A 25,120-nucleotide genomic window follows, 5' to 3' on the forward strand; every position below is an offset into this window, starting at 1 on the left:
AATGGTATTTAAGTTTAATTCGGTCGGTTTGGTGTAACAAACCTATGATAATTGAAATATTTGTTTTTTTTCTGAGCTTAATTGATAAATTTAGAGGTAAGTCGATATATATGAAAAAAACAATACTTTTTTGCTTTCTCTTTTTTGCTCTTAAAATTTCCAATGCACAGGAAACATTCCCGGTTAATGGTGCATGGGATATCCGCCCTGGGCAGTACGCTTTTACCAATGGTACTATAGTAACCAGTGCCGATCAAACCATAAGCGGGGGTACTTTATTGGTTAAGGACAGGATAATTGAAGCCGTAGGCAAAGATATCCCCATCCCTAAAGGATATACTGTAGTAAATCTGGAAGGAAAATACGTTTATCCCGGTCTTATCGATGCATACACCACCTATGGTATGCCCGAACAACCAAGACAGGCATTTGGAGCAGGCGGTTTTGGAGGGCGCACTATAGTCCCCGTATCAACCAAACCTGGAGCTTATGGCTGGAATGAATCTATAAAACCCGAAATGAATGCCAAAACGGTATTCCATGGAGATGCTGTAAAGAGCGAAGATCTAAAGAAAAATGGTTTTAGTACCGTACAGTCGTTGATACATGACGGCATCGCCCGCGGAACTTCGGTAGTAGTAAGCTTAGGTGATGAGCGTGATAATTTAGTGATGCTAAATGATCAGGCAGCCGCACATTATTCATTTAGCAAAGGAACGGCTGCTACCAATTATCCATCATCATTAATGGGTAGTATAGCACTATTACGCCAAACTTATTATGATGCGCAATGGTATAAAACACAAAAAGCAGAGTATAATATCTCCCTTGATGAGTTTAACCATACGCAAAACCTGCCTCAAATTTTCGAGGTAAGTGATCCGCAAAGTATTTTACGGGCCGATAAAATAGCCAGGGAGTTTGGCCGGCATTATATTTACAAGACTGATGGACTGGAGTACCGTCGTATCGCTGCTATAAAGGCCACGGGCAGTGAGTTTATCATTCCCGTAAATTTCCCTGAGCCATATGATGTGGAGGATCCTATGGATGCCCGGAGCATTAAATATGAGCAATTAAAAAACTGGGAACTGGCCCCAACAAATCCTGGTGTTTTAGAAAAGGCAGGAGTGAAATTTGCCATAACCTCCTACGGGCTAACCAATGCTCATGATTTTTGGACAAACATGAGAATTGCCATTAGCAATGGCCTGAGTGAAAAACAAGCGCTGAACTCATTAACAACCATCCCGGCAGAAATACTTGGTGTAGCCGACAAAGTAGGTACTTTGGCAAAAGGCAAGCTGGCCAGCTTTATTATTACCTCGGGCGAGCTGTTTAAGCCTGATAATATCATTTATGAAAACTGGACCGAAGGTCGCCAATATGTAGTTAGTAAAATGAATATTGCCGACCTGCGTGGTAATTATTTACTAAACGGAACAGGCTTTGCCAATAGCACTTTAACCATCAGCGGCTCGCCCGGTGTGTATGAAGTGAGCGTTAAACGCTCTGGTGTGGATAGCACCCGTGCCAAGGGCACAATTACCAGAAATGGCGACCGGTTAAGCATCTATTTTGATTATAAGAAAAGCCCCGAAGGCATTATCCGTTTATCCGGATATATCGCTTCTGTATCACCGGTAACCTTGAAGGGAGACGCCATATTTCCGGATGGATCATTGAGCAAGTGGACAGCAACATTCACGAGTGCTGCACCGCCATCCAGATCTCCGCAGGATACCCCAAAGTCTAATTTAAATGTTGGGCCGGTCATTTATCCGTTTACAGCGTTTGGTAATACTGAAATACCCAAGGCTGAAACTGTGTTGTTAAAAAACGGTACAGTTTGGACAAATGAAAAAGATGGTATATTGAAAAATACCGATGTTTTATTGGAGAACGGCAAGATAAAGGCGATAGGTAAAAACCTTTCAGTGGCAGGGGCAAAAGTAATTGATGCCACAGGCAAGCATATATCTGCCGGTATTGTTGATGAACACTCGCATATCGCGGCAACCGGAGGCATTAACGAAGGTACACAATCGGTTACTTCAGAAGTTCGCATTGCTGATGTTATTGATGCGGAAGATATCAACCTGTACAGACAACTGGCTGGTGGAGTAACCACATCGCATATATTGCATGGTTCGGCTAATGCCATTGGCGGCCAAACGCAATTGATCAAACATCGCTGGGGTATGCTGGCCGAGGAGATCAAGGTTGCAGGCAGTGATGGCTTTATCAAATTTGCCCTGGGCGAAAATGTAAAAGGAAGCAATAACGGCCCCATAGCCAATAATGCAGCCCTGCGCTTTCCGCAAACACGTATGGGGGTTGAAGAGGTTTATATAGATGCCTTTACACGTGCCAAAGAATACAAGGCGGCCCGTGCTGCAAAGGGGAGCACCACCCGCAGGGATCTTGAACTGGATGCCCTGGTAGAGATATTGGATAACAAACGCTTTATTACTTGTCACTCTTACGTACAATCGGAGATCAATATGCTGATGCATGTTGCTGATTCCATGGGCTTTAAGATTAATACCTTTACCCATATATTGGAAGGCTATAAAGTAGCCGATACGATGAAGGCGCACAATATTGCCGGTTCTACATTTTCGGACTGGTGGGCATACAAAAGTGAAGTGGCCGAAGCTATTCCATACAACGGTAAGCTGATGCATGAGGTTGGTTTGGTGACCGGCTTTAACTCTGATGATGCCGAAATGGCCCGCCGCCTGAACCAGGAAGCCGGGAAAGCAATAACCTACGGACACATGAGTGAAGAGGATGCCTTAAAACTGGTGACCCTGAACCCTGCAAAAATGATGCATGTAGATAACCGGATAGGCAGTATTAAGCCAGGTAAAGACGCAGATATTGTCTTATGGTCGGCCAATCCATTGTCTGTTTATGCCGTTGCCGAAAAAACTTTTGTTGATGGGGTGCTTTACTGGGATATTGAAAAAGATGCCGAAAAACAAAAAGCTATAGCCACGGATGGAGCCCGCATCATACAAAAAATGCTGGAAGCTAAAAGCAAGGGTGCTGCTACGCAAAAGCCAACAGCTACCCGCCGCCGTTTGTACGAATGTGAAAGCGTAGAAGAAGACAATTTTGTAGTAGCTGACGATTATACAGAGATGGAACGGGCTAAACAGGCTGCACGCGAAGCAAGAGATCATAATGAGCAATAATTTATATGAATCAGGAATCAAGAGTCAGGAATCAAGAGAGAAATTAACCTTCTGTCTTAATTCTAATATCTTGGATCTTAGTTTAAAATCAACATGAAAAAAACTATATTAAGTTTAGGAGGATTATTGCTTGGCATTTCCTTCACTTACGGACAGGCAAACATTTCGCCGGCCAAACCACAGATAAAGCCCGTAGTCATAACAGGTGCAACAATACATATTGGCAACGGACAAGTAATTAACAACGGCTATATCACCTTTGTAAAGGGTAAAATTACAGCTGTTGGGGAAGGCACCGCACCAAGCGTTGCCGATGCGGATATAATTGATGCCACCGGCAAACAGATATATCCTGGCTTTATAGCTCCAATGACCACATTAGGTTTGATCGAAATAGAAGAAGGTGCCCGTGGTACGGTTGATGATACAGAAACCGGCGAGCTTAACCCGCATGTACGCTCCTTAGTGGCTTATAATGCCGATTCAAAGGTTATTCCGACGGTACGTTCCAATGGTATTTTATTGGCTCAGCCTACTCCAAATGGTGGTGTCATCTCCGGTGAGTCCTCAGTGGTACAATTGGATGCCTGGAATTGGGAAGACGCAGCTTATAAAAAAGATATCGCCATTCATTTAAACTGGCCCGTAGCTACCGGCGGTCGCGAAAGGAGAGGGGCCATAGTGCCGGTACCCGGAGTTGTTCAGGAAACACCCGCCCAGCGTGCCCAGAAGAAGATTGATGAGATCACCAGCTTGTTTGAGCAAGCTAAGGCCTATGCAGAGATCACTAAGCCTGCAGTAACCAATATCCGCTTTGAAGCTATGCGGGGTTTATTTAACGGCACAAAAAAACTGTTTATCATTGCCGATAATGCCAAAGAAATAGGGCAGGCCGTTACATTTTCTAAACGCCTGGGCATCTCGGCAGTCATTGTTGGCGGTAAGGAATCATATCTGGTTACAGACCTGTTAAAAGATAATAACGTACCGGTGATCATCCGCGAAACACAAGCCTTGCCGGATAGGGACGAAGATGATGTTTACCTGCCTTATAAGCTACCTAAGCTGCTGCAGGATGGGGGTGTACTTTATGGCTTAACCGGTACAGGTTTTTGGCGCCAGCGCAATTTGCCTTTTGAAGCAGGGCAGGCGGTAGGATATGGCCTAACCAAGGAGCAGGCTTTGTCAATGATCACCCTGAACAATGCCAAAATATTAGGTATTGATAAAACCACAGGCACATTGGAAACCGGAAAAGATGCCAATCTTTTTATATCCAAAGGTGATGCCCTGGATATGATAGGCCTCGATGTGGAAACCGCTTTTATACAGGGTCGCAATATCAACCTTGATAACCTGCACAAGCAGCTTTATAAAAAGTTTAGCGACAAATATGGCTTAAAACTATAATCAGCTATTTCTTAAACAGGGGGTATAAATGAAAGAATAATAGTAAAAAGGATGTCACTTGGTGGGCTATTACCTTTCCAGCAGCTTCTCTAAGCCATAAAATGATGTTAGGAAGTTGTGTAAAAAACTTGTTTATTATTTCAGTTGCTTATTAGTTTAATTTTATAAATTGCCGGCGCAATATGAGTAAATATCTGATCCTTCTTCTTTTTATAGGGCTTACCACATCGCTGTTTTCAAAAACACATGTACGCAAATTTAAATTAACTCATAAAATAAAACATGCAAGCGCCAGTTTATCAACAGATAGCGTTTCGGCAGATACGCTGCTGCATTTTGCACAATCCCTCTTAGGCACGCGGTATCGTTCAAAGTGCTCTGATCCATCAACGGGTTTCGATTGTTCAGGTTTTGTAAGCTATGTTTTCAAAAAATTCAACTTTAGTGTCCCTCGTTCATCCTGCGAGTTTATTGGTGTAGGTACAAAAGTGCGATTAGAGGATGCCCGGCCAGGCGATATCATCCTGTTTACAGGTACCAAGAAACATACCCGCCGGATTGGCCATGTAGGTATCGTATATTGTAATTCAAGCGATGAATTTAAGTTTATCCACTCCACATCCGGTAAAGAACACGGCGTTACCATATCCAATATGGACGAAAGGTATAAACGCCGCTTTGTACAGGTTATCCGCCTCTTAATTTAACATTTTCTTATCCTTTTGATATAAAAAGAGCTTCTGTTATGGTACAGAAGCTCTTTTATGATGATAGAAATCGACAGATTTAACAAAAATAATTTAGTTTTTTTGCTGCGAAAGAAAAGTGATGAGGGAAGCAAATTCATCGTATGACAGCGCGTTGGCCAAACCGGTTGGCATCATAGATGTTTTCAATTCCTTACGGCTGATCACGTCGGCAGCCTTTACTGTAAAAACATTGCCTGTGATATCCCGCATCACTATTTTTTGTGCCGATTCCTCGGTGATGAAACCCATGTAGTTTTTGTTTCCCTTTGCCGATATAACTACTGTGGCAAAGCCCTGTGAAATTGACGCGTTAGGTTTAAGGACCGACTCGGCAATTTGCTGCCGTGTCATAATGGAGCCGATCTGCCCCATAAACGGCCCTTTCAGTTTCTCGCCCCTGGTGAGGCTATGGCAGGCTATGCAACCCTGACGGGCAAAAAGTGCTTTCCCTTTTAAAGGATCCCCTTTTATTTTGGCTATCATCAGCATCACATCCTCGATAGAGGATTTCCCGATCTGGCCTTTTTTATTGGTGATCTTGGCCAGATCGATTTTAACTTCTTTTGTGGCAACACCTTTTTCTTCACCGCCAAATGCCGTTATGCCCATTTGATGGCGGGCATTTAAATTAGCATAAAATTGTTTCCCGGTAGGGCTCGATTTTGTCCATTGGGCCTTTAAAAACTGCTCGATCCGTGCCGAACCGGCCCAGGTAACGCCTTTGTAAATTGGGCCATGCGAATCCGGTCTTGTACCCCACCACCAGGAGGCATCATAATCAGCCTCCTTTTTATAAAGCCGTGATAGCGTTACCAGTATTTGCTTTTTAGTTTTATCGTCCTTGACTTTGGTGTAGGCTTTAATTAATCCATCAACAGCTTTAGCATCATACATATATCTTAAAGCCCATAAGGCCAGTGTTGAATTCGGAGTGCCAATGGCGTTAACACAATCATCAACCGCGTTCATACTCACCAAAGCCCTTACCGCAAGGTGCGGTAGTATAATAGGCGAATTTGGTTTGGCATGAGGACCCTCTTCGTTTTTGCCCGGCGCCACAAAAGAAGCCGGAACCGGTGTGGCTAATAAGGCCTGCGCCGCGGCTATTCTATCCAGGCGACCTAAGCCGATTATAGCGGCTGCTTCAACCCGGTCAGAAGGATCTTTCAGGCCAGCTAAAAATGGTTCGGTGGGAACCTTTTCAATGCCAGACTTCCGATCTGCGAGTGCCCTTAAGGCGAATTCTCTTAAGTCTTTATCCTTTGTAAGTTGCACTAATGCCGGTATCCCATTTTCACGGCTTGCCTGGGCATAGGTATAAATACCGGCCACCCGGGCATATAATGGCAAGCTTGTATCATTGGCAATGTCAAGTGATAGCTTACCGGCCTCATTGGCATGATGCGCAAGGAGTTCCTGGGAGGCATTTAACCGGGCTACAGCGCTTGCCGATTTAAGTAGGTTTGCCAAATCGCTTGCTGATGAAGCTTTAAGATCAGGAAAGGCTTTATAGGTCCAGCCTTTGTGCACAGCTCTTACCACATAGCCTTTAGCAGCATCGCCCGAATAACCGGCGCCATCCCATGCCGAAAGATAGAGCCTTCCGGAACCATCAACATCCAGATCTGTAATTTGCGGTAATTGAATAAATTCTTCTTCTTTTTGCTGAAAGCTGGCCCCATCGGGTTTTAAACGATTAATATACAATTCGCTTCTTCCCCAGTCGGCGGTCATGGGTACGTGGTTATATTTTTCGGGCCAGGTGGGTTCGTCCATAAATAAAGAGCCCGTGCCCGATCCGCCTCCTAAATCAACCAGGGCCGGCAATATCTCATCTGTAAAATGCTGAAACAATACGGGGTATCCATATTCGCCCGATTGGATGTGATGAGAAAAACGGATGTTCCATCCACCGCCGTCATTGGTATTGTCCCGGGTGAAAATATTCATATAGGGGTCAATAGCTACATCATAAATATTCCGGGTGCCATGAGTGTAAATCTCCATCTCGGTTCCATCGGGGCGTACCCGAACGATGCCGCCGCCCAGCATGGTTAGTTTTTTGCCGCTGCGGTCTGTAGCATCATGAAATCCAAAATCACCAACAGCAATATATATCCAACCGTCAATACCCATGCGTATGCCATTAGTGGCGTGATCTGTACCCCGTTCGGCCAGCATGTGCGCGTTACTTATGTGTTCAATAAGCGGTTTGGGTGGCCCATCGGCAATACCGTCCTGGTCTTTGTCTGTAAAAACTTCCAGGTTCATTCCGGTTGCCTTTCCAGTTTCTTTGGAAAATACAGTGTGCATTACAAAAACCTGATCGCCTATCACCAAAATACCGCGGGGATCGTCAACCTCGGCAAATTCTGTATGCTTGTCTATCTTCCCGTCATTGTCGCTGTCTACAAGCCTGATAATTTTTCCTTTCCCGGGAGTTTTGCCCAGAGAGCCTATCATATCTACACCAACAAATACCTCGCCGGTTGGCGCTGTTGCAATACAAGCCGGACTTGGCGTAAGATCCGGGCCTGCAAAGCGGGTAACCTTTAATTCATCAGGCCAGTGTAAGGTATCTGGATGAGTAATACTTAAAACATGTTTTTGATTGAGCGAAGTACGTTTAATTTGAGGTTGATCTTTCTGAAAAAAAGCGCTTGTAAAGTACCGGAGCGTACCAAGAAAAATGACAACAAAAAGCAGGGTGAAGGACAGTTTTAACATAAGTATTTAGAAATTTAGGAGAATAATAAGTGTTATTAAAGTGATAAATTTATGTGTTTCATTTTAATGATAAAGCACATTTTTTTACTTAATGGCTAAGTTAGCTGCTGATAATGATTTTTTAACCAATATCTGATAATAATTCAATAAGTTTTATAAAATACGCTGTGTTAAGGCGATTATTTAAAACTCAATGAAATAACTGGTGTTATCAAGATGATAAGTATAAAAGATTAATCTTTAAAACCCAAAAGCTATGTCAGGAGTTAATAAGGTTATCCTGGTCGGCCATATAGGAAAAGACCCGGGGTTTAGATATTTGCAGGATAATACCGCCGTTTTAAGCTTTCCGCTTGCCACGTCTGAGTTTGTTATCAAAAACGGTATCAAAACAGAACATACCGAATGGCACAATATCGTGATGTGGCGTTCGCTGGCCGAGGCTGCTCACAAAACGCTTCGTAAAGGAAAATTAATTTATATAGAAGGAAAATGCCGTACCCGGTCTTTTGAAGATAAGGAGGGCATTAAACGATACACGACCGAGATCATTCCGGAAATTTTTACGCTATTGGGGCGAAACAGTGATTTTGAAACGGATGAATTTCTGGAAAAGATTGTCCGCTCGGAAAAATAACTTTCTTTATCTGTTTTCAATGCGTTCCTCTATTGCCAGCAGGATCAGTTGTTCATCGCCTGGAATATGTATAGTCCGGGCGTTCAGGTACAGTTCACGCTTACCTGTTTTCTGAAAATCATGCGCCACCTTAAAATCTTCCATCACTGTCTTTTCAGGCAGGATGCGTTCCAGCAGTTTTTTCAATGAGGGGATGTTCCATTTGCCCTTACCAATCTCATATAATAATTGGCCTTCTACTTCTTTTTCACTCAGCTTAAACTTTAAATAAAAGCTGCGGCTGGCACGTTTGATACGCAGTTCCTGATCAATAATAAGTAGTGGGTCGCGGATGGTATCAACAATTGCTTCTGTATAAAGACGGGCACTATTAAGTTGCTCGTTGCGGTCTATCAATTCCTTATTGATGATAATGATCTCTTCGTTGGTGCTTTGCAATTCCTCCTTTGAAGTTTCCAGTTCCTCATTCAGGCTTTGCTGCTCTTCCCCCGCCGATAGGAGCTCCTCATTATAACTTTGAAGCTTTTCGTTGGTGGCTTCCTGTTCTTCGGTGATCATGCGCATATTGGCCCGCGTTTGGATCAATTCCCTTTCCAGGTGCTCAATACGGAGGGAGGAAGCGTCATACGAATCGTCGCCGCCACGCCTGGCTATTTCAAACATATTGGGCTGGATACCCGTTGATGATGCCGGCTGGAAAACAACCAGGAAGAAGATGTCGGCTGCTGATTCTAAAGGAATAGCCTGCAGATTTACAAAATGCTGCAGATCGTTATAGGTATAAGGAATTGCATATTTGTGTGCAGTTTCCCGCGATTTCTTAGCCTGTAATAATATGGTTTGTACTTCATGTGCTATTTCGTCCCTGGCAATCTTCAGCAGGTTAAAGCTGGGTTTGCCATTTGGCAAAGATAACCAGTGATCGGTAGCCCCCTTAAATTGGATGATATCGAATTTTTCGTTCACTAAAACGCAAGGCGGGATCAATTTTTGAAGCATGGCTTCTTCGGCTATTTTAAAAATATCTTTTTCTTCCTCCCTGCGTAAATCATCGTTTAATTCTTTAAACATCGTTTCGCCGGCTATGCCGGCGACATTCACATAGCGGCCTGTCGGCCCTTTGCGGCGATACAACTTATCGGCAGCTTTGTGGGGATTGAATATATCGGTATGTCTTCCGATAGTTTCTGATTTGCCCAGCCACAGAAAACCATCCTTGTTTAGCGCATAATGAAAAATAGCTAAAGCCTTGGTTTGCAGCACGGGCTCCAGATAGATCATCACATTGCGGCAACTCAGCAGGTCGATCTTGGAGAATGGCGGATCCTTCAGTAAATTATGATGGGCAAATACACACATATCCCTGATCGATTTATTGACCTGATAGCTGCCATCCAGCTTCGTGAAAAACTGCTGAATCCGTGATACACTTAATCCTGTCATTTCTGCATGCCGGTACATACCGGTGCGAGCTTTGGTAATGGCCGTTTCAGAAATATCGGTCGCGAATATCTGGATCCTCAGCCCGGTGACTTTATCGCCTAATTGCTCTTGTAAACAAATAGCCATGGAATAAGCCTCTTCGCCCGTAGCGCAGCCGGCGATCCAAATGCGCAGCGGATCCTGTTTATCGAGCTTTGAGCGCAGAAGTTCAGGGAATACCTCCGAGCATACCACATTGAAAGTTTCCGGATCACGAAAAAAGTTGGTAACCGAGATCAGCATATCATTGTATAAGGCATCGAGTTCATTTTTATTTTCCCGTAGAATTTCGAGATAAGCAGAAGGGTTTTCTGTTTTATTAAGCGCCATGCGACGGATAATGCGGCGTTTGAGGGTGCTGGATTTATAGTTTTGAAAATCGACACCCCGGCGGGTCCTTAAAACGGCAAGTATTTGCTTGAAGATCTGCTGTTCAGATTTGGCGAGTTCGTTATGATCAACGGTGGCATCTGATTGAAAAAGTTTATTGATCCCGACTAATTGTTCGGCAATTTTTGCAGGCGGCAGTACAAAATCAATAACTCCTGCCTTAACAGCGCTACTGGGCATGCTATCAAAAGCTGCCGAGCCTGTGTCCTGTGCAAAGGTTAAGCCTCCGTAAGACTTAATAACCTGCAGCCCAACCGTACCATCGCTCAATGCACCGGATAGTACAATGCCAACCGCGTAACTTTGGTGTACCACGCCCAATGAGGAAAAGAACTGGTCTATAATATCATTTTTTTTAAGATTCTTGATCCGTGGTTCCAGATGTAGGATACCATCTGATGTAGTGACCACTTTATTTTCCGGTACGATGTATAACCGGTCCGGTTCAATCCGCATGAGGTCTGTCACCTGTTGCACAGGAATAGGGGAAAGCCGCTCCAATATTTCCGGCAGAACGCTGACGTGATTAGGGTTCAAGTGTTGTATAAAAATATAAGCCATTCCCGTTTTAGCAGGCAAGGCCTGTAAAAATTGCTTGAGCGCGTCCAGTCCACCCGCGGATGCACCGATACCAACAACCGGAAACAATAATGTTGAAGTAGTAATTTGTTTTTTGTTTTTTGAGGCTGTCATTATATTTCGGCTTAAGGCAATATTAAATCTTTTAAAGCAAAAAAAAGCCGTGAATTATATTTTTAGCAGAGGTATGCGATTGAATGGGCACAATAAACCAACAAGAAAATGATATTAATAAATTAAATACATTCTCTTGTTGGTATAGGTCAGGTATAGGATTCTGAAACGCGGATTAAAAAACGCATTAAAAGTTAAGGTTCATCACACAGTAGGACTGGATCTTCTGATAATGCCCAGCAAAAGCGCAATTATTGCGATAACAAGCAAAGCATGAATTAAACCGGTTGCTGAATAAGCAAATACGCCGATCGCCCATCCTATGATCAGGATGACTGCGATCAAATACAATAATGATCTCATAGTTTTTCAGATTTGATGTATTTAAACTTTACAAAAAATCATGCCAGTTTTTAGCATTGCTGTGGAATTGGTCCAATTAAGTGTTATGCCAATAGAAATTCTGGCTGTAATTAAGGATTGCCCTATAGGGCGATCCAACGAAGCCCGGATCCAAAAAGTGATTTTGTCTTATGCGGCAGTTATATTAGTTAATCTGATCAATAGTTTTCATATTATCATTTGGATTTCTATCCACCAGCGTGCCAAACGGATCAACTCCGGCAGCGTTTGGTTTACCTTTAACTATAATTGTAAATTGGTGTTCGCCCCGGGTTAGTTTATATTTTTTGAGATAAAGGAGATTCGCCTGATTTCTTCCATTTTTATCAATCGTGTCCGCGGCGAAGATCCCGATATCGATATAGTCATTCATCTTTAATGCGGGCACGTCGTTACGATTGTTATCTATCCAAACCTTATTGATATTTATCTTTATAGTTACTTTATACTCGTTCTTGCCTGCTATTTTTATAGCTGTTACAGCGTTAACCTTACTGTCATAAAGCGTTACCTTTTGCCAGGTATCAGTCATGTAATACTGTAAAGAATCAGGTACATGTTTTTGCAGATAACGATAAAGATCATTTGTGCCCGCAAAAGGCGGCTGACTTTTAAATGCGTAGGCATTTTTAAACTCGCGGAGCGCGTTGTTCAAACTATCTTCGCCAATGAGGTTGCGTAAACCGTACATGGCTACACTTGCCTTTCCGCTCCATTCAAACCATTGATTGGCCCTAATCAGCGGATGTTCCCCTTCTTCCAGCCGGCGTCTTACAAACAGGTAATACCATAATTGGTCAAGCAATACAGCTCGGATGTTGGCTTTTCCGTATTTTTTTTCGGTCATGATCAACGCATCGTAATTGGCAAGTCCTTCGGGTATTACCAATGAACCTACCGTATTGTTCGGGGCCACCTGAAAGCGCCACCATTGCTGGGCAAGATTACGTGCAGTAGCAAAATACAGGTAATCAAACTCATTTGGTTGGGTGAAATGAGCATGCCAGCCATTGTACTCCGCATAAGTATCAAGCGTGGTTGTTGAAGATTCACGCGGGCCGTAAATGGAGGTTTCCGCAAGTCTGATGTTTTTGAATGGATAGGCGCCATATACAGAGCTGTAATATTTAAGACTCTCCTTATAAGCATCTATAAAACGGGCCGTGTTTTCATTATGAGCAGGATGATGATAGACATCGATAAATATTTTATGATCAAGCATGATGCTATCACGGCTATCGGTAAACCGGGCCGAAATAATGCTGAATGGTACGTACATGCCTGGTTTATCTTGTACGTAATGGAAATAGTTACGACCGTTCTGTTTCCATTGTTTGATCAACTCGCCGTGGGTTACAACAGTTTGATCGCCAGAGGTGCTTACCGTAACGTCAAGGCTTAGCAAGTCCGCAGATTTTCCTGCTTTCAAAGTTCTTATGCCAATTGGATCATTTTGAGGTATTTCAGTTTCTGCTGTTTTGGGTGGTAAGCCTGCCTTTTTACGTACATATGGGCTACCAACTTCATCATCGTCGTCATAGCCCAAACCAGGCAGGCCGCCTGTAAAAAAGGTGCCGTTATGCAACAGATTAGTTGAATAAAGTCCATTTGTGAAACCGATATGTGAAACCGATGAGTTAACCTCCAAAATAACCGAATCCCCGGGTGCAAGCGGTTGTCTCAATTGGTATAGTCTAAAATCGGCTGTATCCTGCTTCGGCCTAAACCAATTAAAAAATCCCCGCGAATAAAATAACGGATTAGTGAACGGAACTGGTTTTCCATTAATAGCTATGGAATAATTGAGGTCATCGGCATCAAGCAGCATTTTTGAAATAGGCTTATCTGTTTTGTTTATTATAGTGACCTGAGCTTTTACAAACTCCTGCTGCTTATCCGGAAAAATATCAACAGCCATCTTTATGCGGGTTACTTTGGGTAATGGCAGCGACTGATATTTTTTTAAGGCCTTTTCATAAATAATAGCACGGTCTTCCTGCTCATCTTTGCTTAAATAATTATTGAGGTAACTTACATTATAATAAATATATGCGCCTACAACTAAAAACAAAGGGATGAGTACCGCTGCAAATAGCTTCGTTTTTTTATCAAAGCGTTCTGATATCAGCCGCAACCGTTCTTTAAATGACGAGCTTACACCCCGGTAATAGAATAATGCGGCTACAATGATGAGAATTCCACCGCCTAAAAGCCAGTAAAGATTAAACCAACTTATTGGTGCCATCATGTGCCCCATGCCATCCATATCCGAGATGCCTGTGTTTGGGGTGTAGGAGTACAGCAATAAATGATAATTGAACATACCGGTAAGCTCCAAAAAGAAAAAGCCTATCCATAGGGTGACACCTACCGCGTAAGCAGCAAATTTATTGTTGATGATTACATGTACCAGGTAACAAAACACAACGATCAGCAGTAGCTTTGGTAATAGTATAATGAAAATATAACTCAAATATGTACTTAAATGGAGTGCTGTATATCCTTTGGTAAGCTGTACAATTACGCCAATAACTAAAGGGATAAACGACAGGCCGGCGCCAATAACGAGTAAAGGGATCAGCTTTGAGCCGTTTAATACCCAGTTTGGGGGTGGTAACGAATCATTAATAAAGGCATAGCGGGTAAGCCGGTCGCGCTGAAGCGTTTCACCGGTATAAAACATGATAATAAAGAAGATGAAGAATGGGAAGGCATCATTGAAGATACTTAAAAGCATTACGGTTCGTGGCAGATCGGGTATGCCATAATTTCTTTCGCCCAACCAAAATACAAAGCCTAAAAAGATGCTGCCGCTGCCTACAATGATCCAGAAGTAATTATCGCGGATGATGTTTAACAGTTCCAGCTTTACAAGGTTTGATAAAACCCGCCGTTCATATTTACCCGCGAAACTTACAGCTGGTATTTTAATAGGATTATTGGTTGCCTTTGTATTTATCTCATCAATGGCTGCTTTATCGCGCTTGCCGCTAAAGAATTTTTCAAAATTAAAGCGGATGTAGGTAAACAGCAGAATGACAAGTCCCAATCCTGGCCAAATAATTCTGTTAATGGCCATGGAGCCGTTGATCAGGATCAGGTTATTGTTTTGTTCGGTGGCTGTGGCATTGTTCATTTGATACCGGATGCCGTTCATTCCGAAGGGATCAGATATGCCGATAACCGTTGTGTTGTTTGTATGATTGAGGAAGAACAGGGCGATAAAATAAAAAAGAAACAAGAGGATACCACCAAAATAGATCACCTTCACATTACGGGTTATGGCTACCAGGCCAAAGAATAACGATGAGGTAAAGAACAGGTTTGGTAACGCGATGGTGAAAAATGGATATAAGTAATATAACAGTTGGTTTGGCCCATATTGAGCGCGGTCGGTTTTACCAATAAGAGGGCCTATAATGGTACCGAGATATATACCGAGTAAAATAGCCAGCGCTATAATGAGCATAAAAACAAACGAACCCAGGTATCTGCCCCAGAAATAGCCGGCCTTGGTGATGGGGTAGGTGAGGTAATAATCTTTAGTTTGATATTCAATATCGCGGTAAATTGCCGAACCCATAACCGACGAACTGATAAGCATCATCATCATGGTGATACCCGCACACCAAAATGCTATTAAAAAAGGCGAATTGATGTGCTCTTTTTCGGCTATAGGCAAAGCGCCTGTAGAAAATGCAAACACGGTAAAAAGCAATACTGCGAAAAAATACAGGTAAAAGGCTGGCCTGCGGACCCTATTCTGGATCTCGAACAGAAATATTTTCAAGAACATAAGTTATTGTTTTTTAATTGTTTACATGGTATTTACATCTACCCGTTTGGCAATGTTGCTGAAGTATACATCTTCGAGATTAGGGGTGGCCGGAACAAAGCCATCCTGTAGCCCGGTTTCCTGTAATATCCTGATATGGAGCTTGCCCGTTTTAAGCTGGGTGGATATCACATTATAAACATCACGGTAATATTTAATCTCCGAACGATCGATAGCTTTGGAATAGATCTTTCCATTCAATTCATTTACTGCAGTTTCAGGATCACCGGCATAAAGTACCTCGCCCTGACAAATAATGGCAAAGTTGGCGCAAAGAGTGCTTACATCCTCAACAATATGGGTTGACAGGATAACGATGGTATTTTCGCCCAGTTGGCTCAACAAGTTGTAAAAACGATTCCGTTCGGCCGGGTCAAGCCCTGCTGTAGGTTCATCGACAATAATAAGCTTAGGATCGCCAATGAGTGCCTGCGCTATGCCAAAGCGCTGCTTCATCCCTCCGGAATACGTGCCGAGGTGCTTTTTGCGATCCTTGAAGAGGTTCACTTTTTCAAGCAGGCCCTGTACCAGATCTTTTCGTTCGGCATTATTGCCTACACCCTTTAGCTGGGCAATATGATCAAGCATCCGTTCGGCCGATATTTTGGGATAAACGCCAAACTCCTGCGGTAAATATCCCAGTAACTGACGTACCTGTGTTTTATTTTTCAATACATTAAGGTCGTCAAGAAATACACTTCCTGAATCGGCCTCCTGTAATGTGGCTATAGTACGCATCAACGATGATTTACCTGCTCCGTTAGGCCCAAGCAAACCAAACATGCCATTTGATAGTGTGAGCGATACGTTTTTTAACGCATGCACACCATTGGCATAGGTTTTTGAAAGAGAATCGATAATTAATTTCATGGCTGTTTAAGTTTTAAAATATTTTGCGATGAACCGTTTATAATAAGTTTGGCGCTATCGGCTATATGATAATTGAACTGTGTATTGCCGGCCTCTCTGATCCATAAACGACTGCTGTTCCTGATATCAAGCTGAGCCTTGCCAATATGATTACCCTTGCCGATGGTAAGATTTGATGCGCTGCCATTAGTTATACCCGTTACAGCATCTAATACCGCTATACTATCATTTTGCAGCAGGATATTGCTGGCATGATCCTGCGTTATTTTTAAGTGATTGCTTGTAAAGCCGCTTATAATAGTTGAACGCCATTTAAAATCCTCAGCAGCAAGTGTATCTGTTACCTGATTTTCGCCTGCTGTATAACGGGCATCGGCAATAAAGGCATGGAGTTCAGGACATGAAACATACATGACGTAGGAGGAGCGCACATTATGAAAATTGGATTTAAAACTGGCTTCTACATTTAATGTATCTCCGTGCTGGTTTATTTTAGCATATTCAATGGCGTCCGGATCGGTAAGCACCTTAAAAGGTCCTTTCACAACTTTCATATTTATAGCGGTAGATGATTTGAGGTTAATCACCTTAAAGCCACTTAAATTTAACTTGATAAAGTTGCCAAATGGGTTTCTGAAGTCTCCTTTTTTATATTCAGCCCTGAGCTGAAAATCGTATAAGATCACCGATAGCAGGAGCAAGATTATGGCGGCTGCTAAAAATTTATTACTTGTTTTCATCCTGGTTATGTTGAGGTGTTATGGTGGGCTGGCTCATTTGAAATTGTCTATACTGTTCGCTGATCTCCGTTATTGAAATATCAAGCAGGTACATGTTCTTAAATAGCTCAGGCAGGTTTTGGCGCACAAAATTTTGTTTACGGTATGCTTTAACTTTGGCAAAGCCGTCGGCAGCAACAAACAAACCAAGTCCGCGTTTATTGTAAACTATTTCCAGTCCCTGCAAAAATTCGTATGATCGCATAACCGTATTGGGATTTACTTCCAGTTCAACAGCCATTTCGCGCACTGATGGTATTTTCTGATCGGCGGGCCACTTGCCCATCAAAATCTGATCGCACACAAAAGCAGCTATCTGGAGGTATATCGCTTCGTTATCCTTAAATTCCATTTCCTGTTCCTTTAAACCTGTTTTTCCTTAAGCCTGAAATAAGTAGCTATCCAGAATAGTAATATTACTATCGATAAGGATGCAAAAATCCAAAGCGTTTGTTCGTAACCCACACTAAGAGAATAAAAGTTATGGCCCTCCATAAAATTCAGGAAACCGAACGGTGTTGCCGGAAATATATTACGCCCCATAATTGATTGCAAAAAGAACGTATTACAAATGATAAGCAAGGCATAGCATATGAAAAAGCAAAAGGCAATTTTAATAAAATGCAGTTTTTCAAAAACGATTGCACCATACATGCTAATAGCGTGCAGCAACGAAAAAAGAATAATTAATATCGAAAATCTGTCCTGAAAAATGCTGAAGACTTCACTGTTATGGCCGGGCCAGTGTTTTATGCTGATGAGGCCAAGCAAAACAAGATAAAATACAGACGTATATATGATCATGAACAGCGGGTAAGAGTAAAACCAGCCTACCAGGTATTTTTCAAATGTAGACGCAGGCAGGCTTAAAGCCGGTATGGCTTTTCTTTTATCGCCCATATCTGCAAAAACGGTGCTGGTGAAAAGACTGCCGGCAATGAGCATAAGAATAGCAAACAACGCGGTTTGGAAGCCGGCATCCATTGGCCCTGGTATCATATAAAATATAAATGAACCACCAAGCAACATTACACCCGCCAAAACACCAATCGACATTAAATAAGTTCGATAATGCTCGGCGCTGTGCTTAATAAGCAGCCGTGAAAAACGTTTGAAGCTGAAAAAATTATTCATGATAGGTAGTCGGCTTTAGAATATTTAACAATTTAGTATTACTGCTGGTTGCTGCGTTAAAAAGCAGCTCGAGATCCATTTTACTGAACTTGCCGCTGGTGTTTTGTAATATGGCATGTTTGCCTTTAAGCGTATCTTCTTCATACAGTACAGGCAGCCCGTCGGTATCATTAAACACGCCAAAAATTAGTTTTTCGGTAAGTTCATCAATTGATTGTTCAATTACTATCCGGTGATCGTCCAATATCAATACGGTATCAATAAGGCTGTCCAGATCGCGTACTTGATGAGTTGATATTACAATACACCTGTCATCATTTAGTACAGATGCTATTAGTTTCCTGAATTGTACTTTCGATGGGATATCTAATCCATTGGTTGGCTCATCCATGATAAGTGTACCTGTATTAGTAGCCAGTCCGAAAGCTATAATTGTTTTCTTTTGTTGCCCGTATGACATTTTACTCATTGGCAAAGCATCGTCAATATCCAAAGTTTTCAGATAGCCATAAAAATCAATGGTGCTGAATTTGGGATAAAAACCGGCTGTGCGTTTGAGGAATTGAGCAGGTGTTAATACAGGTACATGGACCTCTTCGGCTATAAAATAAAGCTCTTGCAAAACGGATACAGATCTTTTGGAACTTTCTATCCCGTTGATCATGCATTTGCCCGATGCCGGGAATGTTAAGCCGGCAATGTTTTTTAACAAGGTTGATTTGCCTGCCCCGTTTTTTCCGAGCAGCCCATAAATATGACCGGCATTAAGGTTAAGGCTCAGGTCCTTAAACAAAGGGCGTTTGCGATCATAGCTAAAATTCAAATTGCTTATTTGAATCATTGTTTTAGTGTATTAGTTTGGTAGTACAGTCAAATGTAGAAAAAAGAATTTGTAAATCAAGTCTTATGATAAAATTATTTGTTATTACGTTTTTATATGTTTTGCCTTCCCGTTTGTTTACCATTTTTGGGATGGTATAGTAAATGGTGCTAAGGCAAATATTCTTTTGGGTAGATAACGCCTGGCTTAAAACAAACTAACCTGCTCTGTTCCGGGGTTTTGTAATTCATGCTGATAGGTGCGGATCAATCCGATCAGTTCAGGTCCATATTGCGTTGCCTTATGCACACCGATCCCTTTGATGGTGCCCAGGGTCTTAAGCGTATCCGGTAGTTTTTCCGCTATTGTCATCAGGGTCTTTTCAGAAAGTACCATATTGGGCATGATATTTTCTTTAATCGCCGTTTTTTCCCGCCAATCAAGTATTTGTTGATATAGTTTTTCATTGGGCGGGGCGTTCAGTACCTTCAGATAGGATCTGTCATATGTTTTAATCTTGTCTTTGGTCAGTTCCAGGTAGGTAGCAGTCGTAAAAGGAGCTTGCGCAAAATATTCCAATAAACGGATGCGGTTCATCAGCCAAACAACGAGCTGGTCGGCTTTTTTGGCTAATTCTTTTGATTGTTTGATCAGGCCAGGTAATTGTTGATGCAGGCTTTCGGTAGCGGCTGTAAGTTTTTCAAGAAAATAAATAGCTGCCTGTTGGCTGCGTTCGGTTTTGAGTTGTTTAGTGAACTTACCCGCAATGCTAATAATGTCTTTTTCCAGGTCGGGAAGTAGTATTTCGAAACCTCTGAGCCTGGTTTGCAGTGCATGGAAATTAAATAATTCACCCAACAAGTATTTTTCATATAGCAGTTGGTCGCGTTGAAGTGTATGTGCATCAGGAGTAATCAAAGCTGCCTGCTCGTTAAAGCGAATGACCGCCAGATCAGCAATAATATTATGGGCGCTAATAGGATTGCGTAAGACCATACCCGATAAAGTGCGGCAACGGCTTAGTGCAACATAGGCCTGTCCGGAGGCAAAGGCTTCACTAACATCAATAATAGCTTTGTCGAAGGTTAAGCCCTGGCTTTTATGGATAGTGATGGCCCAGGCCAGTTTTAGGGGGATCTGCGCAAAACTACCAGCATCGCTTTCACTGATAGCCTCACCATTCAGTTGGTATTTCACATTCGTCCATTCTGCAGTTTCTACCGCAAGCTCTTTATCTTCCCGGCTGCATTGAACAAATACGGTATTGCCCTCGATGCGGCTAACTGTACCGATCTTGCCATTATAATACAGCTTTTCTGCTGATCCATCATTTTTGACAAACATCACCTGAGCTCCTATCTTGAGTTTGAGCCGGGTTTCGGTAGGGTAAGCATCTTTAGGGAAATCACCACGTATAGTGGCTGCAAATTCAAATTCCTGTTCCGGCAAAGCCGCTAAAAATTCCGTATTCACCTGTTGGGCAATGCTGTTATGTGTGGTCAACGTAATATAAGGATCGTCGGCGGCCGATCGAAAATCAGGCATGTAGCGTTCATTCAGCAAGGCTAAGCTTTCCTTACTGATCTGCTGGTTTCGCACTTCATTCAGGATATCCACAAAAGCTTGTTCCTTTTGCCGGTAGATGTGATTCAGTTCGACCCGGACATAAGATGCCTTTTGCATAGCCAGAGCACTGAAAAAATAGGGCGTTGCATAATAACGACTTAATAATGTCCATTCTTCATCCCGGATGATGGGACTCAGTTGTGAAAGATCTCCGATCAATAATAGCTGTACACCGCCAAAAGGATGGGGAGATTCCTTAACATTCCGCAAGATCAGATCAATCTGATCCAGTATATCCGGGCGTACCATACTAATTTCGTCAATGATCAGCAGCTCCAGATTGCCCAGCAGTTCCTTCTTTTCCTGGTTATAATGGATGTCGGGTCGCTCATTCCCACCGGGTATAAGCGGTCCAAATGGCAATTGAAATAAAGAATGGATGGTCATGCCCCCTGCGTTAATCGCCGCTACACCGGTTGGCGCCGCCACGGCCAGTTTCTTTTTCGAAGTATGCTTTAAGTTTTGCAGAAAAGTGGTTTTGCCAGTACCCGCCTTACCTGTAAGAAAAATAACCGTGTTGGTCAATTCCAGGTAATCGGCGGCCAATTGCATCGCGGGATTAAGTTCAGTCATTCGTTTACAATAATAACATTATCAATAGAATTCATCTTATATAAAAAGCTCTTTCCATAAAGAAAGGCTCTTGCGTAACAGTAAATGATATCTGCTTTAATTTCTGACATATTAAATCATGAGGGTAAAGTTAATACTAAAAATATTAGTATTTTATTTATCTTTGAAAAAATTATAACCGTTAAAAATGACCACGCATAGCTATCTGACCAGGGAGGCTAAAGCTTTTGTAAAGCGCATTAATGGCCCCGATGAAATTATACGGGTAGTGCCAGGTAATCCGCCTGGTAAAGTAGCCCAATGTTATCAGCTGTATACCGCTTTTGATGAAAAGCCTGATGACCTGGGCTGTATCTTATTTGATGAGCAGGGATATTGGATCTATGATGGTGATCTGTTATCTATTGGGGAGCAGGAGCAGCTTGCGAATTTTATCATCAATTATATAGAAAGACTATGAAAAAAACGATCAGCTATCGACCTGCCCTGGCGGAAAAACAAATACTTATAGCTAAAAGGTAAGCCAAAAGCTATTTTTATGGAAGATCTGAAGAAATTGGCTTCAATCACTTTAAACTCCTCATTAGATTTTCGCGATAAACTTTCCCTACCGGCAATTTTATGCTATTAAGGGCTACTTCGTTACCCTCCAGATATTTAACGGCTTTCAGCGATAATAGGTAGGATTTGTGTATCCGTATAAATTTATGTACAGGTAATTGTTCCTCAAACTGTGTAAGGGTTTGTTTAGACATGATGCGGTCGCCGGTGTTCCGGTATATAAAGATATAATTGCCATAAGCTTCCACATATTCAATTTCCTCTAAAAATATTTTGGTTAGTTTTTTATCGGATTTAACCATCAGGAAATCTTCATCATAAGCCGTTATTTTATAGGCCGCAGCCGAATCATTGTTCCTGTTTACTGCCTTTTCGGTAGCCTGCACAAAACGAGGGAAGGAAAAAGGTTTTAACAGATAATCTGTTACCGATAGTTCAAAACCTTCAAGTGCATATTCAGGATATGCTGAAGTGATGATCACCGCCGGATGTTTCTTTAGGGAGCGCAACATCTCAAACCCGGTGAGGCGCGGCATATTGATATCCAGAATAATCAGATCAATCTCATTCCTGTTCAGGATCTGCATTGCTTCAAAGGCATCTTCACAGCCAGCAATTAGTGTTAAATACGGTATCTGCTCAATATAGGTTTTGAGTATGTCACGGGCAATGGGTTCATCGTCAACAATGATGCAATTAATATTCATTTAGCTTAAATCTATTTCAAGGTTTACTTCATAATAAGCATTTTCTTTTGCTGTTTTTAGGGTATATTGTTGCGGATAGATCAAATCTAACCGTTGTTTGACATTGCCCAGGCCCAGACCGCCTTTGGATTTATTTTGAACAAGGATATAATTCTCATCAATCGAGTTTTTAACGTGGAAGTGTAAACGATTTTCCCTGATTTTAAAAAAGATATGTACAAAGGCCTGCTGACCTTTTGCAGCCGAAAAATGTTTAAAACAATTCTCGACAAAAATGATCAGTAATAATGGTGCAATATACTGATCTGTAAAGTCCCCTATAATATCCAGCTTAATGTCAGCCTTGTCACTCAAACGTATTCTTTCCAATTCTATGTAATTGCTGATGTAATCCAATTCTTTTTGCACTGCTACATAGTTTTGATTGGTATCGTATAATGAGTAGCGTAGCAATTCAGACAATTTCAGCATCAGACCCGGGAGTTTTTTGGATTCGGCTACGGATAAGCCATATAGATTATTTAAGGTGTTGAACAAAAAGTGTGGGTTGAGCTGAGCTTTCAAGTGCCGTAGTTCATTTTCCTTTCGCTGTTTGTCAAGGATCAGCTTGTCAAGGCCCATTTTAAAGATGGAGGCAATGATCGTAAAGGCTACTACGCTAAAAGCAATGTGCTCATTATGCCAGTTTACCTTGTCCCGGATGGGGAATATTAAACCTATAGTATTAAGAAGATAGGGTAAACCATAAATGAGCACCACCAGTTGCACCAGGTAAAGCAAACTGCCCAAAAGCCACTGTCGACGTTTGAAAAAAGGCAGAATGAACAGGTTTTGTGAGTAGGAGGGTATCGCCAGTTCCAATGTTTCCTGCAAAACCAGACAGATCAACGTTGCGCCAGTCATCCGGTTAGGGTATTCTTTCAGTACAATATAAAGAATGAAAACAATAACCCAGAACACGAGCTGGGTGTAAACCTTGTACGGCCCGGTAAATAATTGTGTCCAGTCAAATTGTTTCATGATTCAAAGAAAGCGCAAGCTTTAACATAAACCAAATTTTGGTGATGAACGTATACTTTTTGATGATAAACGTTTTATCACCGCCGTAAGTGAGTTCATCATCAGCCTGGTTATGTTCAACACTTATATTTTGGCTGGTGTTTGAGCCAAAATACTTTTGAGTAAATCTTTAAAAAACATGAAAACTTTCCTTACCTCTTTCATTAGTTTATTTATGCTGATGGGTTTAGCTTTTGCTCAAACAGACACGGTTCAATCAAATCTGTTAAAGGACATCCCGGTTTGGATGACTGAGTACCATGTGCCTTGTGTAGGTGTAGGTGTAGGTGTCATCGAAAACGGGAAGATTAAATGGATGAAAAACTTTGGTGAATTGCAAAAAGGGCATTCCGCACCAAAAAATACTTTATTCAATATTGCCTCACAAACCAAACCAGTTACTGCAATGATGACGCTAAAGCTGGTGGAAACGGGGCAATGGGATCTTGATGAGCCGCTGGCTCATTATTGGATCGACCCGGATATAGCAGGTAATCCTTATTTGATGAAGTTAACTACACGCCTTGTACTGAGCCACCAGACCGGTTTTCCAAACTGGCGATTGGACAATGGCAGCACTAAATTGTATTTTAAGTTTGAGCCGGGCACTGCTTCTGGTTATTCCGGTGAGGGTTTTGAGTATTTACGCAGGGCGCTGGAAGCAAAGTTTCATAAATCACTGGCAGCGCTGATGGACTCGCTACTGTTTAAGCCTTTGGGCATGAAGGATACCTATTACTGGAATGACCGGCTGGATACCAGCCGTTTTGCGATGTGGCACGATGGGCAGGGCAAACGCTATAATACTTCGATCCAAACCCCAATAAACGCTGCTGATGATCTGATCACTACTATAGCTGACTATTGCCGCCTGGGTATTTATACCATGGATTTGGTCGATAAAGGCAGCCCGATTTATGGCGAAATGATCAAACCGCAGAGACGGACTAAACCTGGTAATGCCTCTGGCCTGGGCTGGGGCCTGGTTGATGGTCTGCCGGACGGCGGTTATGCTCTCCAGCATGGCGGCTCCGATATTGGCGTACGGACAATGGCTGTTTTCCTGCCCAAATCAAAAAACGGTATTGTTGTAATGACCAATGCTGATAATGGCGAATTCATCTGCGATCGGATCATTAAACGCGCGCTGACAGCGGGTACGCAGATCCTGGCCACAATGAACAGATCGGCAACCAGTCACGAAAGGATCGTCATCGCTGACAAGTTGATCGAAGGCTATACCGGCACCTATGAACAGAGCAATGGCAAACTGGTAAAGGTAGAGAAAGAGGGTAACGCATTAAAAATTTCCGGTGACGGTGTACCAACTGTAGTCGTATTCCCAGAATCAGCCAACAAATTCTTTATGGAAGGTTATGACGTACAGTTACAGTTCCCTGATGTAAACTCGATGATTGTTTTTGAAGGTGGTAAACAAGTATTAAAAGTTAACCGCAAATAAGATT

The 25,120-nt window shown here is 42.3% G+C and carries 18 protein-coding genes; 6 read left to right on the top strand and 12 right to left on the bottom strand.

Annotation, left to right across the window (positions count from 1 at the left end; all coding sequences use genetic code 11):
• Nucleotides 1-110: 110 nt before the first annotated feature.
• The 3 genes from ACNURT_RS12355 (at nucleotide 111) to ACNURT_RS12365 (ending at nucleotide 5,317) form a co-directional block, all read left to right on the top strand.
• Nucleotides 111-3,200: an amidohydrolase family protein gene (locus tag ACNURT_RS12355; RefSeq protein WP_419702000.1), complete on the top strand. Its 3,090-nt coding sequence runs from the start codon at nucleotides 111-113 to the stop codon at nucleotides 3,198-3,200.
• Between the two features lie 93 nt (nucleotides 3,201-3,293).
• A complete protein-coding gene (locus ACNURT_RS12360) occupies nucleotides 3,294-4,610 on the top strand; it encodes an amidohydrolase family protein (RefSeq protein WP_419702001.1) in 1,317 nt (438 codons plus the stop codon).
• A gap of 182 nt (nucleotides 4,611-4,792) precedes the next feature.
• Complete coding sequence (locus tag ACNURT_RS12365; RefSeq protein ID WP_419702002.1) at nucleotides 4,793-5,317, top strand: C40 family peptidase; 525 nt, start codon at nucleotides 4,793-4,795, stop codon at nucleotides 5,315-5,317.
• A 93-nt stretch (nucleotides 5,318-5,410) separates the two neighbouring features.
• Here the strand turns inward: ACNURT_RS12365 and ACNURT_RS12370 are convergent, their stop codons facing one another.
• On the bottom strand, nucleotides 5,411-8,086 hold the full coding sequence (locus ACNURT_RS12370; RefSeq protein WP_419702003.1) for a DUF7133 domain-containing protein: 2,676 nt from the start codon (nucleotides 8,084-8,086) through the stop codon (nucleotides 5,411-5,413).
• A gap of 256 nt (nucleotides 8,087-8,342) precedes the next feature.
• On the opposite strand from ACNURT_RS12370, the gene ACNURT_RS12375 reads away from it, so the two are divergent.
• Nucleotides 8,343-8,723 carry a single-stranded DNA-binding protein gene (locus ACNURT_RS12375; protein WP_419702004.1) on the top strand — a complete coding sequence of 127 codons (381 nt, stop codon included), beginning with the start codon at nucleotides 8,343-8,345 and terminating at the stop codon, nucleotides 8,721-8,723.
• A 6-nt stretch (nucleotides 8,724-8,729) separates the two neighbouring features.
• Here the strand turns inward: ACNURT_RS12375 and ACNURT_RS12380 are convergent, their stop codons facing one another.
• The 9 genes from ACNURT_RS12380 to ACNURT_RS12420 all read right to left on the bottom strand — a co-directional run bounded on the left by ACNURT_RS12380 (nucleotide 8,730) and on the right by ACNURT_RS12420 (nucleotide 21,327).
• A complete protein-coding gene (locus ACNURT_RS12380; RefSeq protein WP_419702005.1) occupies nucleotides 8,730-11,288 on the bottom strand; it encodes a CheR family methyltransferase in 2,559 nt (852 codons plus the stop codon).
• Nucleotides 11,289-11,492: 204 nt separating this feature from the next.
• A complete protein-coding gene (locus ACNURT_RS12385; protein ID WP_370994095.1) occupies nucleotides 11,493-11,651 on the bottom strand; it encodes a lmo0937 family membrane protein in 159 nt (52 codons plus the stop codon).
• Nucleotides 11,652-11,835: 184 nt separating this feature from the next.
• On the bottom strand, nucleotides 11,836-15,486 hold the full coding sequence (locus ACNURT_RS12390) for a hypothetical protein (protein ID WP_419702006.1): 3,651 nt from the start codon (nucleotides 15,484-15,486) through the stop codon (nucleotides 11,836-11,838).
• Between the two features lie 21 nt (nucleotides 15,487-15,507).
• A complete protein-coding gene (locus tag ACNURT_RS12395; protein ID WP_370994093.1) occupies nucleotides 15,508-16,395 on the bottom strand; it encodes an ABC transporter ATP-binding protein in 888 nt (295 codons plus the stop codon).
• On the bottom strand, nucleotides 16,392-17,135 hold the full coding sequence (locus ACNURT_RS12400) for a hypothetical protein (protein ID WP_419702007.1): 744 nt from the start codon (nucleotides 17,133-17,135) through the stop codon (nucleotides 16,392-16,394). Before ACNURT_RS12400 ends, ACNURT_RS12395 begins: the two co-directional genes overlap by 4 nt.
• On the bottom strand, nucleotides 17,122-17,526 hold the full coding sequence (locus tag ACNURT_RS12405; RefSeq protein WP_419702008.1) for a GntR family transcriptional regulator: 405 nt from the start codon (nucleotides 17,524-17,526) through the stop codon (nucleotides 17,122-17,124). Before ACNURT_RS12405 ends, ACNURT_RS12400 begins: the two co-directional genes overlap by 14 nt.
• 11 nt (nucleotides 17,527-17,537) lie before the next feature.
• A complete protein-coding gene (locus ACNURT_RS12410) occupies nucleotides 17,538-18,308 on the bottom strand; it encodes a hypothetical protein (protein WP_419702009.1) in 771 nt (256 codons plus the stop codon).
• Entirely contained in the window at nucleotides 18,301-19,149 is an 849-nt protein-coding gene (locus ACNURT_RS12415) for an ATP-binding cassette domain-containing protein (protein ID WP_419702010.1), read from the bottom strand. Before ACNURT_RS12415 ends, ACNURT_RS12410 begins: the two co-directional genes overlap by 8 nt.
• Nucleotides 19,150-19,335: 186 nt before the next feature.
• On the bottom strand, nucleotides 19,336-21,327 hold the full coding sequence (locus tag ACNURT_RS12420) for an HRDC domain-containing protein (protein WP_419702011.1): 1,992 nt from the start codon (nucleotides 21,325-21,327) through the stop codon (nucleotides 19,336-19,338).
• Between the two features lie 187 nt (nucleotides 21,328-21,514).
• Between ACNURT_RS12420 and ACNURT_RS12425 the strand changes: the two genes are divergently transcribed.
• A complete protein-coding gene (locus ACNURT_RS12425) occupies nucleotides 21,515-21,787 on the top strand; it encodes a hypothetical protein (RefSeq protein WP_419702012.1) in 273 nt (90 codons plus the stop codon).
• A gap of 106 nt (nucleotides 21,788-21,893) precedes the next feature.
• Here the strand turns inward: ACNURT_RS12425 and ACNURT_RS12430 are convergent, their stop codons facing one another.
• A complete protein-coding gene (locus ACNURT_RS12430) occupies nucleotides 21,894-22,595 on the bottom strand; it encodes a LytR/AlgR family response regulator transcription factor (RefSeq protein WP_419702013.1) in 702 nt (233 codons plus the stop codon).
• Nucleotides 22,596-23,615 carry a sensor histidine kinase gene (locus ACNURT_RS12435; protein WP_419702014.1) on the bottom strand — a complete coding sequence of 340 codons (1,020 nt, stop codon included), beginning with the start codon at nucleotides 23,613-23,615 and terminating at the stop codon, nucleotides 22,596-22,598.
• Nucleotides 23,616-23,793: 178 nt separating this feature from the next.
• Between ACNURT_RS12435 and ACNURT_RS12440 the strand changes: the two genes are divergently transcribed.
• Entirely contained in the window at nucleotides 23,794-25,116 is a 1,323-nt protein-coding gene (locus tag ACNURT_RS12440) for a serine hydrolase domain-containing protein (protein ID WP_419702015.1), read from the top strand.
• Nucleotides 25,117-25,120 lie beyond the last annotated feature (4 nt).

The organism is Mucilaginibacter sp. NFX135 (genome assembly GCF_048565145.1).
Taxonomy (GTDB): Bacteria; Bacteroidota; Bacteroidia; order Sphingobacteriales; family Sphingobacteriaceae; genus Mucilaginibacter.